At 70.3% G+C, this 15874-nt stretch carries 17 protein-coding genes; 5 read left to right on the forward strand and 12 right to left on the reverse strand.

The features are described 5' to 3' along the window. Positions 1-58: 58 nt before the first annotated feature. Positions 59-1438, reverse strand: a complete 1380-nt coding sequence (locus tag ELQ94_RS14670) for a diacylglycerol/lipid kinase family protein (protein ID WP_208007738.1) — start codon at positions 1436-1438, stop codon at positions 59-61. A gap of 299 nt (positions 1439-1737) precedes the next feature. Between ELQ94_RS14670 and ELQ94_RS14675 the strand changes: the two genes are divergently transcribed. Beyond that, positions 1738-2361: an MSMEG_1061 family FMN-dependent PPOX-type flavoprotein gene (locus tag ELQ94_RS14675; RefSeq protein ID WP_208007744.1), complete on the forward strand. Its 624-nt coding sequence runs from the start codon at positions 1738-1740 to the stop codon at positions 2359-2361. Position 2362: 1 nt separating this feature from the next. Beyond that, positions 2363-3304 carry a PDR/VanB family oxidoreductase gene (locus ELQ94_RS14680; protein WP_208007745.1) on the forward strand — a complete coding sequence of 314 codons (942 nt, stop codon included), beginning with the start codon at positions 2363-2365 and terminating at the stop codon, positions 3302-3304. A 50-nt stretch (positions 3305-3354) separates the two neighbouring features. Here the strand turns inward: ELQ94_RS14680 and ELQ94_RS14685 are convergent, their stop codons facing one another. The 3 genes from ELQ94_RS14685 to ELQ94_RS14695 form a co-directional block, all read right to left on the reverse strand. Then, positions 3355-3795 (reverse strand): DUF6264 family protein, encoded by a 441-nt coding sequence (locus ELQ94_RS14685; RefSeq protein ID WP_127051103.1) that lies wholly within the window; start codon positions 3793-3795, stop codon positions 3355-3357. A 43-nt stretch (positions 3796-3838) separates the two neighbouring features. Beyond that, positions 3839-4252, reverse strand: a complete 414-nt coding sequence (locus ELQ94_RS14690) for a DUF6264 family protein (RefSeq protein WP_127051104.1) — start codon at positions 4250-4252, stop codon at positions 3839-3841. Positions 4253-4361: 109 nt separating this feature from the next. Continuing rightward, positions 4362-5417: a 2,3-butanediol dehydrogenase gene (locus ELQ94_RS14695; RefSeq protein ID WP_127051105.1), complete on the reverse strand. Its 1056-nt coding sequence runs from the start codon at positions 5415-5417 to the stop codon at positions 4362-4364. A gap of 243 nt (positions 5418-5660) precedes the next feature. Here ELQ94_RS14695 and ELQ94_RS17365 point away from each other — a divergent pair, with 243 nt between their 5' ends. Continuing rightward, positions 5661-6095, forward strand: coding sequence for a VOC family protein (locus tag ELQ94_RS17365; protein WP_166404832.1), 435 nt, complete (start codon positions 5661-5663; stop codon positions 6093-6095). Further along, positions 6092-7804: an MFS transporter gene (locus ELQ94_RS14700; protein ID WP_166404834.1), complete on the forward strand. Its 1713-nt coding sequence runs from the start codon at positions 6092-6094 to the stop codon at positions 7802-7804. Before ELQ94_RS17365 ends, ELQ94_RS14700 begins: the two co-directional genes overlap by 4 nt. Positions 7805-7906: 102 nt before the next feature. Here the strand turns inward: ELQ94_RS14700 and ELQ94_RS14705 are convergent, their stop codons facing one another. The 4 genes from ELQ94_RS14705 to ELQ94_RS14720 all read right to left on the reverse strand — a co-directional run bounded on the left by ELQ94_RS14705 (position 7907) and on the right by ELQ94_RS14720 (position 10438). Further along, positions 7907-8353, reverse strand: a complete 447-nt coding sequence (locus ELQ94_RS14705) for a DUF6264 family protein (protein ID WP_127051107.1) — start codon at positions 8351-8353, stop codon at positions 7907-7909. A gap of 50 nt (positions 8354-8403) precedes the next feature. Then, a complete protein-coding gene (locus ELQ94_RS14710) occupies positions 8404-9435 on the reverse strand; it encodes an LLM class flavin-dependent oxidoreductase (protein ID WP_127051108.1) in 1032 nt (343 codons plus the stop codon). Positions 9436-9520: 85 nt separating this feature from the next. Continuing rightward, entirely contained in the window at positions 9521-9700 is a 180-nt protein-coding gene (locus ELQ94_RS14715) for a hypothetical protein (protein WP_127051109.1), read from the reverse strand. A 243-nt stretch (positions 9701-9943) separates the two neighbouring features. After that, the gene (locus tag ELQ94_RS14720) at positions 9944-10438 is read right to left on the reverse strand and encodes a DoxX family protein (RefSeq protein WP_127051110.1); all 495 of its coding nucleotides are present in this window, start codon (positions 10436-10438) and stop codon (positions 9944-9946) included. A gap of 198 nt (positions 10439-10636) precedes the next feature. On the opposite strand from ELQ94_RS14720, the gene ELQ94_RS14725 reads away from it, so the two are divergent. Next, positions 10637-11302, forward strand: coding sequence for an HAD-IA family hydrolase (locus ELQ94_RS14725; protein WP_127051111.1), 666 nt, complete (start codon positions 10637-10639; stop codon positions 11300-11302). Between the two features lie 248 nt (positions 11303-11550). Here the strand turns inward: ELQ94_RS14725 and ELQ94_RS14730 are convergent, their stop codons facing one another. From ELQ94_RS14730 to ELQ94_RS14745, 4 genes are all read right to left on the reverse strand, one after another. Beyond that, a complete protein-coding gene (locus ELQ94_RS14730; RefSeq protein WP_243697051.1) occupies positions 11551-12246 on the reverse strand; it encodes a potassium channel family protein in 696 nt (231 codons plus the stop codon). Next, positions 12239-13591, reverse strand: coding sequence for a TrkH family potassium uptake protein (locus tag ELQ94_RS14735; RefSeq protein WP_127051112.1), 1353 nt, complete (start codon positions 13589-13591; stop codon positions 12239-12241). The genes ELQ94_RS14730 and ELQ94_RS14735 overlap by 8 nt, the downstream gene beginning before the upstream one ends. Positions 13592-13596: 5 nt before the next feature. Then, a complete protein-coding gene (gene kynU, locus ELQ94_RS14740; RefSeq protein WP_127051207.1) occupies positions 13597-14847 on the reverse strand; it encodes a kynureninase in 1251 nt (416 codons plus the stop codon). 81 nt (positions 14848-14928) lie between these two features. Next, complete coding sequence (locus tag ELQ94_RS14745; RefSeq protein ID WP_127051113.1) at positions 14929-15804, reverse strand: NAD-dependent epimerase/dehydratase family protein; 876 nt, start codon at positions 15802-15804, stop codon at positions 14929-14931. Between the last annotated feature and the right edge of the window lie 70 nt (positions 15805-15874).

The following is a 15874-nucleotide window of genomic DNA, read 5'->3' on the forward strand; positions in this document are numbered from 1 at the left end:
GGCGCCCTCGCTCGGGACTAGCCCTCTGGGGGAGGGGGAGGGAGAGGGAGAGGGCGGGTCAGGCGGCGTCGTCGGGGACGCGGACCGAGAGGCCGCCCGGGCGGACGCGGGCGTTGAACGCCGCGGCCTTGCCGAAGTCGTCTCCGTCGAGCTCGATCAGCTCGGGCCGGCGGAACCGCACCACGAGCTTGCGGCCCTTCACGTAGTTGAGGGCGTCGACCTCCTTGCTCATCATGAGTCGGCCGACCTTGCTGCGCCGCAGCACGCCGTTCTCCCAGATGATCTTCACGAAGATCTGGATCCAGCCGAGCACGCCCTCGGGGCGCAGCAGCACGATCTCGAAGTAGCCGTCGTCGATCACAGCGTCGGGGAGGAGCAGGACGTTGGCCTGCAGCGTGCCCGTGTTGCCGACGATGATCGTGTGCGCCCGCAGGGACCGCGTCTCGTTGCCGTCGACGGAGTAGCGCAGCCGTAGCTGGTTCTTGTCGCGGAGGGCCGTGAAGATCGCCTTCACGTAGGCGAGCCAGCCGACCTTCTTCTTGAGCTCGTCGTCGGTGTTCGCGAGCATCTTCGCGTCGAGTCCCACGCCGGCCATGATGAGGAACGCGGCCCTGTCGACGTCCCCGTTCTCGCGCTCGATATCGATGAGCGCGATGTCCATGGGACGGTCGGTGCCGTTGAACGCCACGTTGAGCGCCCACGACATGTCGTCGAGCGTGAGGTTCAGGTTGCGCGCGAGCAGGTTCCCGGTGCCCGAGGGGAGGAGCGCGAGTCGCGCCTCACTGTCGTGCATCGCCTCGGCGACAGCGCGGACCGTGCCGTCGCCGCCCGCGGCGATGAGCATGGTCGCCCCGGCCTCGAGGGCCTGCTTCGTGACGTCGCCGCCCGGGTCCTCCACGGAGGTCTCGAACCAGAGGGTCTCCTCCCAGCCCGCGCCCTGCTCCTCGCGCTCGACGGCGTTCTGCAGCGCCTCGAGATCGACCTTGATCGGGTTGTAGATCACGGCGGCGAGCAGGCGCTGCTGCTCGGGGGCCGGCGGGGTCGTGATCTCCTCATCGTCCGCGTCGGCGTCCTCGATCGGACCTCTGATGTCGGCGGTCGCCTCGTTGGAGGGCGCGTCGTCGCCCGTCGCGTCGTCACCCGCAGCGTCGTCGGCCGCAGCCTCGTCGCTCGCCGTGTCGTCGTTCGCGGTTCCGTCGGGCGACTGCGTGTCCGTGCTCGCCGCCTGGGAATCACTCGACTCCTCGTCCGCTGCCGCGGCGTCGGAGAACACGACGTCTCCTGCCCCCGGAGCGTCGGGATCGACCCGGTCGTCGTCGTCGGCCGCGTCGTCCGGCAGCTGGCCGTCGGCGATCGCGTCCTGCTTGATCCGCTCCTCGGCCTCGGCGTGGCTCTCGGGGATCTGGTCGGGGTCGTCGATGTGGTTATCAGGGGCCATGAGGGCGGCCTTCCGTGTCGGTGGGTCGCGGTAGGAAGTGAGCGAGCGCACGCCGATGGGCGGCTCGTTCCTCAGAGTACGGGGAGGAGACGGATCCCACGGTGAGCTTGACGCGACCGTTGTCCGGCGTCGTGTGGAGACGATTCCGCTTCCCAACCTCCCGCCGTTGTGCCGCCCACACAGATCGCTCGATATCCCGTGGTCGTCGCCACATGGTGGCCGGGCGCATCCCTGTCTACGCTGGAACGGACGATCGGTGTGCTCCGCGCATCCGACGGAACCCCGGGAGGACGATGCTCGTGAAGAACGACTTCCGACGGCTCGACGAAGCCGGCCTGCGCGAGCGGCTGGGCCATCCCGACCAGGCCACGACGGACAAGATCCTCGATCATCTCGACCGCAATTGCCTCGCGTTCCTCGCCCACTCGCCGTTCCTCTGCCTCGCCACGTCCGACGGCGACGGCAACGCCGACTGCTCTCCCCGGGGCGACTACCCGGGCTTCGTGCGCGCGCTCGACGAGAAGACCATCGTCCTGCCCGACCGGCTCGGCAACAAGCTCGCCGATTCGTTCCGGAACATCCTCGACAACGGGCACGTCGGTCTCGTGTGCTTCGTGCCGGGGATGACCGAGACGCTGCGCATCAACGGCACCGCCTACGTCACGGACGATCCGGGGCTTCTGGCCATGCTCGAGCAGGATCACGTGACCCCGTCCCTCGCCACCGTGATCACGATCGACGAGGTGTACCTGCACTGCGGGCGAGCGCTCGTGCGGTCGGGTCTCTGGGACCCCGAGATGCAGGATCTCGCCGCTGAGGTGCCGAGCTCCGGGACGATCTGGGCCGAGGCCTCCGGGTACGCGCCGGGCGTCGCCCAGGTGATCGACGACGCCATGACCGGCGCGTACAAGACGCTCTACTGAGGTGCCGAGCAGAACAGGGCTGCGTCCGCTCGTCGTGACGCGGATGGTCCGCGAATCGACGGACATCGTGAGCATCGAGCTCGCCGGTCCGCGTGGAGAGCCGCTCCCGCCGTGGGAGCCCGGCGCGCATATCGACGTGCAGCTCGTGACACGGCAACAGCGTCAGTACTCCCTGTGCGGTGACCCCGCCGACCGCAGCACCTACCGGATCGCGGTCCTCCGCGAGGAGTTCTCGCGTGGAGCGTCGATGTACGTGCACGACTACCTCCGTGTCGGCCGTACGGTCCACGCGGGCACCCCGCGGAACCTCTTCCCTCTCCTCTCGTCCGAGCGCTACCTCCTTCTCGCCGCCGGAATCGGTATCACGCCGATCCTCCCGATGGCCAGGGCGCTCGCGGAGCGCGGTGCGCACTGGTCGCTGAATTACGCCGTGCGTGACGGCGCACAGTTCCCGTTCCAGGCGGAGCTCGACGCCCTCGGCGATCGCGTGACCGTCAACGCACCCGATCGAGCCGGTCGTCTCGATCTAGCGCAGTTCCTCGCCGAGCCGCGGCCGGGAACCGCCGTGTACTGCTGTGGTCCCGCCCGCTTCACGGACGCCGTCGAGGAGGCGATGGCCGCATGGCCGCGCGGCGGGCTGCACCTCGAACGATTCGAGCCGAAGATCGGAGTGACCCGGCCGAACGAACCGTTCACCGTGCGATGCGTCCGCTCCGAGGTCACGGTCGACGTGCCGGCCGAGCTCTCGATGCTGAAGGCGCTCGAGATCGCGGGAGTGGCCGTGCCCGGGTCGTGTCTGCGCGGCGTCTGCGGCTCGTGCGCGGTCACCGTGCTGGGCGGCGAACCCGAGCACCGCGACTCCCTCACGAGCGACGAGCACTCGGCGACGATGTACCCGTGCGTCTCGCGGTCCCTCACGCCGAGCCTCGAGATCGACGTCTGACCCGCCGCGTACGGCTCGTCTGAGCGCCGGTGAGGGTCAGATGGGCTCGCTCACCGGTTGAGGCTCGCCTCGATCATCGCGACACCGATGCCCCACGCGCTCCCGGCCACGGCGGCCCCGGCGAGGGGCACCCACCACGCCAGCTTCCGGCGCGCGATGCGGATGAGTGTCCAGACGATCGCCGCGACGAAGACGGCCGGGGGCACGAGCATCGCGATGAGCCACCCCACCGACATGAGGTCGGTGTTGCATCGGTCGTCGTAGCAACCGTCCGACGCCATCACGAGGAACACGCTCATGAACGCGAGCAACCCGAAGACGAACACGCCCGCGATGACGAGGAGGATCGACGCGGTCACATCGGCGATGCGTGCGCCCGATGCGCGGGGGCGCGCGGGAGGAGGCGGGACCGGCCAGTTCGCCGGCGCATCGGTGGATCGCTCGCTCGCGGGAGACCGGTCTTCCGGCGGCAGCGGCGGTGTCGTCGTCATGGTGCGACTGTAGCGGGGGACCCGGTCGGGGCTCCGTCCGCGCCTACGCGATTCCGGCGTAGAGGAGACCGAAGGCGATACCCGATGCGATCGCGGCGACGACACCTCCGGCGGCGACGACCCACCAGGCCGTCTTGCGTCGAGCGAGACGGATGAGCCCCCAGATCACGGCGGCGAGGAAGAGGAGCGGCGGTGCGATCAGTCCCACGTACGCGCCCGTCATCATGAGGTCCGCGTCGCAGCTCTCGGCCGTGCAGCTGTCCGCGAAGGCGGCGATGAACAGGGGCAGGAAGGCGAGCGACCCGAAGACGATGACGCCGCCGACCATGAGGAGTACGGAGACGATCACGTCGGCGGTCCGGCCACCCGAGGCGCGTGGAGGATGCGGCTCGCGTGGGGCGGGCGGCCCGGCGGGAGTCGGCCACGGCGCGGGTGGGCCGGTGTTCGGCTGGGTCATGCGGCAACGCTATCGGCGGGGCGCGCCCGGGGCGAGGGGAGCCTCCCCCCGCCTCGGGGATGGTGGTCGTGCGTCCGGACGGCATGCGTCCGGACGCGGACGCCGTGCCTCAGGGGTGGACGAGGATCTTCACCGCGGTCTCGTTGTGGTGGATGAGGGTGTCGAAGCCTTCGCTGATCAGGTCGTCGAGGGCGATGCGCCCCGTGATGAACGGCGCGAGGTCGACCTTGCCGTCCTGAACCAGCTTGATGGTCGCGGGGTGGTCGCGCACGTAGGCGATGGTCCCTCGCAGGTCGATCTCCTTGAGGACGAGCTTCTGCATGTCGATCTGTGCCGGCTTGCTCCAGATGGACACGTTGACGATCACGCCGGCCGGCTTGACCGCGTCGAAGAGCGCGTCGAGCACGACGTTCACGCTCGTGCACTCGAACGCGACGTCGACGCCGACGCCGTTCGTGATCTCCATCACGCGGGCCTGCAGGTCCTCGGAGCTCGGGTCGACGACGTGGTCGGCGACCCCGGTGTCGAGCGCCTTCGCCTTCCGCGCTCCGCTCAGCTCCGACATGATGACGGTGACGCCCTCGGCCTTCAGCACCGCGGCGGTGAGCAGGCCGATCGGTCCGGCACCGCCGACGAGCGCGACGTCGCCCGCCTTCGCTCCGGACCGCACGACGGCATGGTGCCCCACAGAGAGCGGCTCGATGAGCGCGGCCTGGTCGAGGGGGATGTCGCCTACCGGGTGCACCCAGCGGCGGTCCACGACGACCTTCTCCGACAGGCCGCCGCCCCCGCCGGCGAGGCCGATGAAGCCCATACGGGTGCAGAGGTGGTAGTTGCCGGCGAGGCACGGAGCGCACTCTCCGCAGACGAAGTACGGCTCGACGACGACGGACTCGCCCACCGTGAGGTCGTCGACGCCCGCGCCCAGCGCGGTGACGGTTCCGGAGAACTCGTGCCCCATGGTGACGGGAGCCTCTTCGTGGGACAGCGGGTGCGGGTGGTCGGGGGCCGGGATGAAGATGGGGCCCTCGAGGTATTCGTGCAGGTCCGTGCCGCAGATGCCGCACCAGGCGACGTCGATCGCGACGGCCCCCTCGCGCAGCTCGGGCTCGGGGATGTCCTCGATGCGGATGTCGTCACGGGCGTGGAAACGTGCTGCCTTCATGGGATGCCCCTTCGGTTCGAAAGCGGGTATCCGCCCGGTCGAAGCCGAGGCGGTGACTGCTCCGAACGCTACGCCGGCGCGTGCGGCTGCACCCGGGTCGAAGGTCCCGTCGGATCGCGGTGGCGCCCGTCTCCTCGGTCGGCAGCGGCGCTGCGGATCGTGGTGGCGGCGATCGCTATCGGAGTCGGGCCTCGGGGGGCCACACTGATCATGTCGATTCCCCACCGGACGAGAGGGTGCCCCATGAGAGCGACCGATCCCCCTGCTGACACGGCGTCGCCGCGAGGGTCTGAAGCTCCCCTCGAGCTCGGTCCCGTCGGCAACGTCTTCTATTTCGTCGACGACGTGCCGGTGGCCGTCGCGTGGTACGCCGCGCGACTCCGGCGCTCACCGGCCGTGATGACGGAGCGGCTCGCCGCCTTCGACGTGAACGGGGTGCGACTCACGATCCACGGCGTCGACGAGTTCGACGATCGTGGGCCGGCCGGTGTCGCGGCGTACTGGGATGTCCCGGACGTCGACGGTGTCGCGGCGGAATGGATCGCGCACGGCGCCGTTGCGCACCGTGGGCCGAAGACGGTGTCCACGGGAGAGCGGCTCTGCCAGCTCATCGATCCCTTCGGGAACCTCTTCTGCGTGCGCCAGGAGCTCCCGAACACCGCGGAGGGCGGCGAGTGACGAGCCCGGCCGCTCCGAACGGCTCGACGACCTCCGAGCCGGGCCCCGCGCTCACACCGGCTCAGGCCCCCTCCCATCCCGGTGGGGCGTTCGCGCCGCTCAGCGTGACGATCTTCCGGTGGCTGTGGCTCGCGGGCCTCGTGAGCAACATCGGCAGCTGGATGCAGACCGTCGGGGCGCAGTGGTTCCTCGTGGAGGTGAACGCCTCTCCCGCGATCATCGCCCTCGTCTCGACGGCCGCAGCGGCGCCCGTCCTGCTGTTCGGCATCCCCGCCGGCGTGCTCGGCGAGTTCGCGAACCGGCGCGTGCTGCTCATCGTCGTCCAGAGCGGACAGGCGCTCGTGGCGCTCAGCCTCGTCGTCCTCACCGCGTCAGGGCTGATGACGCCCGTCCTCCTCCTCGCTCTCACGTTCGTACTCGGCACGGCGTCGGCGCTGCAACTGCCGGCGTACCAGGCGATCGTCCCCGAGATCGTGCCACGGGCTCTCATCGCCGACGCCGCGTCGTTGTCGTCGATCGCCGTGAACATCGCGCGCGCGATCGGACCGGCGCTCGCCGGGGTCCTCATCGCGTCGCTCGGGATTCCCTTCGTCTTCGCGCTCAACGCAGTGAGCTTCGCCGGGTTCCTCCTCGTCCTCATCCTGTGGCGCGGCTACAAGCGGCCAGTTGTCGATCGCGAGCCGTTCTTCTCGGCGACGCGGGCCGGACTCCGCTACGTGCTGCACGCGCGGGTCGTGCGACGCATCTACCTGCAGCTCCTCCTCTTCATCCTCCCGGCGAACGCCCTGTGGGCACTCCTCCCGGTGTTCGCGAGCGGGAGCCTCGGCCTCGACTCGAATGGTTACGGCATCCTCCTCACCGCGCTGGGGATCGGGTCCGTCGGCGGTGCCGTGATCATCCCCCGGGCGCGCGCACGGCTCGGCGTGAACCGGCTCGTCATGATCTCGAGCGCCGTGTACGGGATCGGCATCACCGCGACGGCGCTGTCCTCATCGCTGTGGATCTCGCTGCCGATCCTCGTCGTCGTGGGTGTCGCGTGGATCGGCGTCATCGCCACCCTGAACGGCACCGTCCAGTCGTTCCTGCCGGTATGGGTCCGCACGCGCGGCCTGTCGGTGTACCAGATGGTGCTCTTCGGCGGCACGGCGGTCGGTTCCGCCGTGCTCGGTGCGCTCGGCGGGGCCGTCGGCACCGTGCCGACGATGGCGTGGGCCGGTGGCCTCGTCGTGGTGACCGCGTTCGTCCTCCTGGTCCGCCCCCTCCTGTCGTCGGCGGACAAGGCGCGGGCCGTCGTGCCCGTCCCCCTCACCGATGTCCCGCCCGTCGTGGCTCCCGGAACGGACGACGACACGGAGGGCGGCGGAACCCAAGCGCCCGCCGCGGCGTCTCGAGAGCCCGACGCCGACAGTGCCACGCTCGTGTTCGTGCGGTACGAGATCGATGACGCGGACCGTGAGCGGTTCATCGAGCTGATGCAGCGTGTCGAGGGGAGCCGGCGGCGCACGGGCGCGCGCAGCTGGGACCTCTACGACGATCGTGAGCGTCCAGGGTTCCTCGTCGAGGTGTTCCGTGTCGGTTCCTGGCAGGAGCACCTCAGCCAGCACCACTCCCGGACCACCGGCTACGACACCGAGATCGTCGATGCGGCCCGCACTCTCTCGCGGTCGGCACCCACCGTGGAACATCTCGTGTCGGCCCGTCGCGACTGAGGGCGCGGTACCGGCGGCACTGCACCGGGGCCGGTCACCCTCGGGGCGTCGGAACACCCGTCACTGCTGTGACCACCTGGTCGCCGAGGCCCGTGGTCTTGCTCACGCCGAGCCGGCCGACGCGAGGACGCTCCCGAGGATCCAGATGGCTATGGCCGCGATGCTGCCGACGAGCGCGATCCACCACGCCGTCCGCCGCCGGCGCAGCCGGACGGTCGTCACGGCGATCGTGGCGACGAAGATCGCGACCGAGCCGATGACGGCGACCGCCCACCCGGCACTGGTGCCGCAGCCGCCGTCGAAGGTGGTGCACGAACTCGAGGACATCAGTCCGAAGAACAGGGCGATGCCCACGGGCACAACGAGCACGAGGGCCGCGCACACCAGGATGACGATCGACATCGTGACGTCGACGACGCGTCCCGGGGGCATGGGTGCCGTCTGCTGCGGGTGCGCCTGCGGGTACTGCCCCTGCGGGTACCGTCCCTGTGGGCCCTGCCCCTGCGAGTACTGGCCGGCGGGCGGCTGCGGTGGCTCCACGAACGTCATCCTGCGACTGTAGCGGCGGCCCAGGGCGTCCCCGAGATTCGTGCGTGCCGCTACAGGTTAGGCGTCCAGCCGATCGCGGGGGCCACGTGCTTCGCGACCGTCTCGAGCAGGTGCGTGTTGTACGCGACGCCGAGCTGGTTCGGCACGGTGAGGAGCACGGTGTCCGCCGCCTGCACGGCGGCGTCCTTCGCGAGTTCCTCGGCGATCTTGTCGGGTTCGCCGATGAAGCTGCGGCCGAAGCGCGCGAGCGTGTTCGCGTCGAGATAGCCGACCTGGTCCTTCGAGTCGGCCTGCGCGCGGAGGCCGAAGTAGGCGCGGTCCTCGTCGTTGACGATCGGGAGGATGCTGCGGCTCACGGAGACGCGCGGTTCGCGCTTCCAGCCGGCCTCGGCCCACGCCGCGCGGAACAGAGCGATCTGCTCGGCCTGGAGCTCGTCGAACGGCACGCCCGTGTCCTCCGTGAGGAGAGTTGAGGACATGAGGTTCATGCCCTGCTTCGCCGTCCACACCGCGGTGGCGCGCGAACCGGCGCCCCACCAGATGCGGTCGGAGAGCCCCGGCGATTGCGGCTGGATCGCGAGCGGCTGCTCGACTCCGGTCATCTGCGCGTTCGAGCGCGCCATCCCGGCACCGGCGATCGCCTCGCGGAAGATCGACGTGTGCTGGTGGGCGAGGTCGGTGTCGGTCTCGCCGTCCGCCGGCACGTAGCCGAAGGACTCGTAGCCGTTCACCGCGGTCTCGGGTGATCCCCGGCTCACGCCGAGCTGCAGCCTGCCGCCGGCGATGAGGTCGGCGACGGCCGCATCCTCCGCCATGTAGAGCGGGTTCTCGTAGCGCATGTCGATGACGCCGGTGCCGATCTCGATGCGGCTCGTCTTCGCGCCGACCGCCGAGAGCAGCGGGAACGGCGCGGCGAGCTGCCGTGCGAAGTGGTGCACACGGAAGTAGGCGCCGTCGATGCCGAGCTCCTCCGCCGCGACCGCGAGGTCGATCGACTGGAGGAGGGCGTCGCCGCCCGTGCGGGTCCGCGAGCCGGGTCCCGGGTGCCAGTGCCCGAACGAGAGGAAGCCGATGCGTGTCATGCCTGATGCAGCGTCGGAAGGCCCGCGATTATTCCATTCGTGCGTATGCACCGGCGACGGCGCTCCGAGTCCCGCCCAGGTGCGGTCAGCGCGTGCGGGGGCGGCGGAACTCGTGGTCCTCGCCGATCTCGCAGTCGCACCACACGCGGATGGACCGGTGCGACTCGATCGTCGTGATCACCTCGACGTGTCCGCGGATCATCGGGCCGCCCGAGAAGATCCGCTCATCGATGTCGACCCCGTCGAGAAGTCCTGCAGTCACCATGTCGTCCTCTGCTTCCGTGTCTCCCATTGCTGGGCCCCCATCCGATCGCGCCGATCGTGAGTGGCGCTCACCATGGAAGATGCAGAAGCGAGGGAATCATGACGCCAAACCCCGGTTATCCCGACCCTCCTCTCGCGGAAGTGCGGACTTCGCCCCCTTTTCGCGTGATCAGGGGGCGAAAGTGCGCACTTCCGCGAGAGGAGGGTCGGGGGGGACCTGCGGGACGGTGACTCTCGGGGGCAGCTAGCGGTTCCGGCGGCGGAAGGCGGCGTCGATCGCGAAGCGGCCGGGGCCCGTGAGCGCGAGCGCGAGGGAGGCGACCGCGAGGGTGAGGACGAACTCGTAGCCGCCGTCGGTGGCGAAGAAGCCGGCGGGGAGGTGCACGAGCACCATCGCGACGACCATGTTCACGGCGAGCAGCACGCCGACGATGCGGGTGCCGAGGCCCAGGACGAGGAGCGCGCCTCCGCCGATATCGAGCGCCGCGACGACGATCGCCATCACCTCGGGGGCCGGAACGCCCATGCCGGCGAAGCCCTCCTGGGTAGCGGGGATGCCGTTGATCCACACCTTCTGCACGCCGTGCGCGATGAAGACCGCGCCGAGCACGAGGCGGAGCAGGAGCAGGCCGAGGGAGGTGCTGGGGCCCGGGCCGGAGGGGACGGCCGGGGAGCGGTCGGCCGTGAGAGGGCCGAGCTCGTCACGGTTCGCGCGGGATTCGGTGGTGGGGGTCGTCATGTCGTGACCTCTTTCGAAGGGACTGGCAATGGCGGCCCGCGTCATCGAGGGACCTCTACCGTTTCAGTCCAGCGGGACGGGGCGGAGTTGTCCCTCCGCTTGGTTGCGTTGCCAGGCGACTGTCAGCGCATCCATAGCGACGGCTCGCGCGCCCACAACCCGAACCTCCTCTGACCGCCGATGCGACAGGATGAGGGGATGTCCCATCGTGTCCTGTGCCGCCCGTCCGCCCTGCTCTTCGACTGCGACGGCGTGCTCGTCGACTCTCTCGCCTCGGCGGAGGCCGCATGGAAGACGTGGGCGACGACCTACAAGCCGGACTTCGACATGGAGCGCGACATGCAACACGGGCGTCGTGCGATGGATACGATCGCCGAGCTCGTCGCGCCCGATGTGGTCGAGCGGGCTTTCGAGGATCTCCTGCGGAGCGAGATGGAGACGGTGGACGGAACCGGCGCGATCCCCGGGGCCGTCGCGCTCACGGATTCGCTGCCCGTGGGGCGGTGGGTGGCGGTGACGTCCGGGCCGCGGGAGCTGGCGCTCGCGCGGCTGAACTCGGCCGGCATCACGTTGCCCGAGCGCCTCGTCACGGCCGAGGACGTGGACCGCGGCAAGCCCGACCCGCAGCCGTATCTGCGCGGCGCCGAGCACGCGGGTGTTCCGGTGGCCGAGTGCGTCGTGTTCGAGGACGCCCCGGCGGGAATCGCCGCGGGCCGCGCCGCCGGTGTCGGCTGGGTCGTCGGAATCGGCGCGGGGGCGCTCGAACCCTGGAGCGACGGCAGCCGTCCCGACGTCGTCGTGCCCGACCTCGACGCCGTCCGCTTCGTCGACGGCGACCTCGTCATCCTCAGCACCCTCTCCTGACCGGCCCGTCCCGACCGCGCTCCTTCGCCTCCCAACCCTTCCGCGAAGTGCGGACTTTCGTCCCTCGATCCGTGAGTGAGGGGACGAAAGTCCGCACTTCGGCGGACAAGGGGACAAGAGTCCGCACTTCGCGGCGGAGGAGGAGACGGTGGCGAGGGGGGCTGCCGGCGGAGGGAGGGGCGAGGCGGACGGGAGTGAGAGGCGGACGGGAGTGAGAGGCGGACGGGAGAGAGAGGCGGAGGGAGCGGTCAGAGGAGGGCGGCGAAGCGTTCCGTGCGCTCGACCGGGCCGATGACGATGAGGGTGTCGCCCTCTGCGACCACCGACGTGGCCCCCGCGGAGTGCCAGCGACCGTCGGCGCCCTTGATCTTCACGATCGTGATGCCGTGCTTGCGACGCACGGCCGATTCCTCGAGCGACTTCCCCACGATCTCGCGGGGTGCCACGGTCTTCGCCACCACGAGGTCCTCGTCGAACTCCACGTAGTCGAGCATCGAGCCGCGCACGAGGTGGGCGACCCGCCGCCCCATGTCGGCCTCGGGGTAGATCACGTGGTCGATGCCGAGCTGCTCGAGGATGAGCCCGTGCTGCTCGCTGATCGCCTTCGCCCAGATCGACCGCACGCCCATGCGCTTGAGCAGCGAGCACGTGAGGATGCTCGCCTGGATGTCCGAGCCGATACCCACGACGACGCGATCGAAGTCCGCGACGCCGAGCTGGTCGAGGGCGGCCTGGCGCGTCGAGTCGGCTCGAACCACGTGGGTGAGCACGCCGTTGAGGCCCTGGACGGTGTCCTCGTCGGCATCGACGCCGAGCACCTCGGTGCCGGAGCGGGCGAGCTCCGATGCGAGGGACCCGCCGAAGCGGCCGAGGCCGATCACGGCGACGGAGGTGGCGCTGCCGTCCTGCTTGCGACGGCCTCTGAGCAGGGAGAAATTATCCAATGATCGGACGCTCCTTCGGGAGTTCGTACTGACGTTTCTGGGTGGACAGGGCGAGAGCGGAACCGAGGGCGACGGGCCCGAGGCGACCGATGAACATGAGCGCGATGAGGATCCCCTGCGCCGCCGGCGGCAGGCTCGCGGTGATGCCCGTGGAGAGGCCCACCGTCGCGAACGCCGAGATCACCTCGAAGAGCACGCGGTCGAGGTCGAGGCCCGTCATGAGCATGATCGCGAGCGTCGACGCGACGACGAGGGCGACGGACAGCAGCGCGACGGTGAGGGCCTCGCGGTGAGTCGAGCGGGGCAGGCGCTTGCCGAACATGTTGACGGCCACGTCGCCCCGCAGCTCCGCGACGATGATGAAGAACAGCACGGCGAAGGTCGTGATCTTGAGCCCACCGGCGGTGCCCGCCGGCCCGCCGCCGATGAACATGAGGATGTCGGTGACGACCCAGCTCGCCGGATGCATCTGCGAGATGTCGATGGAGTTGAACCCGGCCGTCCGGGGCATGACCGCCGACGTGAATCCGGCCAACAACCGGCCCGGCGGGTCGAGGGCGCCGAGCGTCGCCGGGTTCGACCACTCGAGGATCGTGAGCACGACGGAGCCGACGATCAGCAGCACGAGCGAACCGACGATCACCGTGACGGTGTTGAGCGTCCACGACCGCGGGATGCGGATCCGCTTCCTCAGCTCCATGATGACGGGGAAGCCGAGACCGCCGAGGATGATGGCGGCGCAGATGGGCAGGCAGATCCAGGGATCGGCGACGAAGCCCATGAGGTTGTCGCTGAAGAGGGCGAAGCCCGCGTTGTTGAAGGAGGACACGGCGTGGAAGACGCCGAGCCAGAGCGCCTCGCCGAGCCCCTTGTCGTAGCCGATCATCCACCGCCCGGCGAGGATGAGGGCGACGATTCCCTGCGTCGTGAGCGTGATGAGGGCGACGCCCTTGAGCACCCGACGCACGTCGCCGACGGCGACGGTGTGGGTCTCGCTCACCGCGGTCAAACGTGTGCGCAGCCCCAGCCGCCGCGCGACGAGCAGGCCGAGCAGCGTCGCGAGCGACATGACGCCGAACCCGCCGATCTGGATGAGCACGAGGATGACGACCTGACCGAAGGGCGACCAGAAGTTCGGCGTGTCGACGATGATGTGGCCGGTCACGCACAGGGCGCTCGTGGCGGTGAAGAGGGCCTCGATGAACGTCGCCGAGCGGCCATGCACGGCGATCGGGAGCGACAGGAGCGCGGTGCCGATCGCGAGCACGACGGCGAATGCGAGCGCGATGAGTTGAGCGGGACGGACGGGGCGGAAGATCGCCGGTCGGCGACGGGTCGTGGGCACGGGCGCTAGCCGACCGTCGCCGCGTCGTCGCGGCGGGATGCGAGATCGAGCTCATCGCGGATCGCGTCGATCCCGAGACGCACCTCGGCGAACGACGTCGACAGGGGCGAGAGCCCGATGCGCAGGCCGTCGGGGGAGCGGAAGTCGGGGATCACGCCACGCTTCCAGAGCGCGGCGGTGACCTCGCGGAACCGCGGGTGCGTGACGGTGACGTGGCTGCCGCGTTCGTCGGAGTCGCGTGGGGAGGCGACGGCGACGCCGAGGGGCGCGAGCACCTCGTCGACGAGTCGGATCGTGTACTCCGTGAGGGCGACGGACTTCGCACGGATCGCGTCGATGCCCGCCTCGGCGACGAGCTCCACCATGTCGACGATCGGCTGCATGCCGAGCACGGGAGGGGTGCCGCTGAGGAAACGGCGCATCCCGTCCGCCGGCCGGTACGTCTCCGCCATCGCGAACACGTCGGCCGCCCCCATCCAGCCCTGGATCGGCTGCTCGATCGTGCCCTGCAGCTCGTGGCGAACGTAGGCGAAGGCCGGGGCGCCCGGTCCGCCGTTGAGGTACTTGTACGAGCAGCCCACCGCGAGGTCGACGCCCCACGCGTCGAGCTCCGTGGGCACGACGCCGGCGGAGTGGCAGAGGTCCCAGAGCACGAGGGCGCCGGATTCCTGGGCGAGTCGCGTGAGCTCGCGCATGTCGGCGAGGTGGCCGCTGCGGTAGGCGACGTGGCTGAGCACGACGAGCGCGGTGTCGTCGGACAGCACGGCCGCGAGCTGCTCCGCCGAGACACCGCGCGTGCGGTCCACGGTGATGACGTCGAGCTCGAGCCCGTCCTCGCGTGCGATGCCCTCGAGCAGGAAGCGGTCGGTGGGGAAGTTGTCGTCGTCGAGCACGATGCGCCGGCGATCGGGTCGCGCGGTGAGGGCGGCGCGCATGAGCTTGTAGAGGAGCACGGTGGTGGAGTCCGCCACGATCGTCTGCCCGGGGGCCGCGCCCAGGGCCGCCGCTCCTAGCGCATCGCCGAGCGTGAACGGCAGCTCCATCCACTCCTCGTCCCACGAGCGGATGAGCCCCTCGCCCCACTGCTCGCGCACGAACGACGGTAGGCGTTCGGCGGTGCGGGTGAGCGGACGCCCGAGCGAGTTGCCGTCGAGGTACGCCACCACGTCGCCGCCCTGCACGAAGCGGTCGCGGAGGGGCGCGAGGGGGTCGGATGCGTCGAGGGCTGCGGCGTCCGGATCGGCGGCGGGGCCGATTGCGGCGCTCGCGCGATCGGCGTCGGCGGGTGTGGGGGCGTGACTCACTCCGTCACGCTACCGCGCGGCGGCGGATGCGCCTCACTCGGATCGCCAACCGTTCTCCGGACGCCAGTCGATGGTCGCGGCCGCGCGCGAGCAGTCGAACAGTCCGGCCGTGCCGGCGACCTCGCGGCGGCGCTCCGCAGCGGGAAGGTGGCGGTCGAGCAGCTCGGCGGTCGTGGTGTGCGAGGCGGTGTCGGCGGCGGCGATGACGAGCGCCTCGTAGCCGCGATGCTCGGGGGTCGGAGCGAGGGAGAGGATGCTCGCGCGAGCGGCGTCGCGCAGGTCCACGTACCCCCACAGATCGTTCGTACGGGCGTCGCCGCCCTCGCCGTCGGCCATGGCGCGGGCCTGCTCCGCCGTGGCGATCCAGTGGAAGCGGAGCGCCGTCACCGTCATGCCGCGCCGGTGGAACATGCGGCCGGCGGCCTCGGTGACGTCCTTCGTGAGCGCGTACGGGTCCACGTAGACGAGCGGTGTGTTCTCGTCCACGGGCACGGCGTCGTACCGCACCGGTTCCGGGGCCCACTCGCCCGCCCACGCGGTGCCGTAGATGGATCCGCTCGACGCGAGCACGGCCATACCGACGCCCGCGAGCCACGCCTGTTCGAGCGCGTTGAAGCACGTGAGCGAATTGATGTGCACGAGCTCGGCCGGGTCGATCCCGCCGGGGCTCGGGATGGCGGCGCAGTGGATGATCGCGTCGGCGCCCACCATCGAGGCCGCGACCGCCGCGGGTTCGAGCAGGTCGACGGCGTTCTCGCCGACGATGTCGGCCTCTAGCACGGAGAACCCGCCGTCGCGGAGCTGGCGGACGACCTCGCGACCGAGCCGCCCGGAGGAGCCGCTCACCCACACGGTGCGGATCGTGTCGGTGGGGGAGGGGGTCGGGGAAGCGTCGTCGCGTCGTTCCATGGATCGAGCGTAGCGACGCGTGCGCCGTCGAGCACCTGGTCTGATTCTCGGAGTGTGCTAGACACGACGC

Source organism: Labedella endophytica, assembly GCF_003990045.1.
In the GTDB taxonomy this organism is placed as follows: Bacteria; Actinomycetota; Actinomycetes; order Actinomycetales; family Microbacteriaceae; genus Labedella; species Labedella endophytica.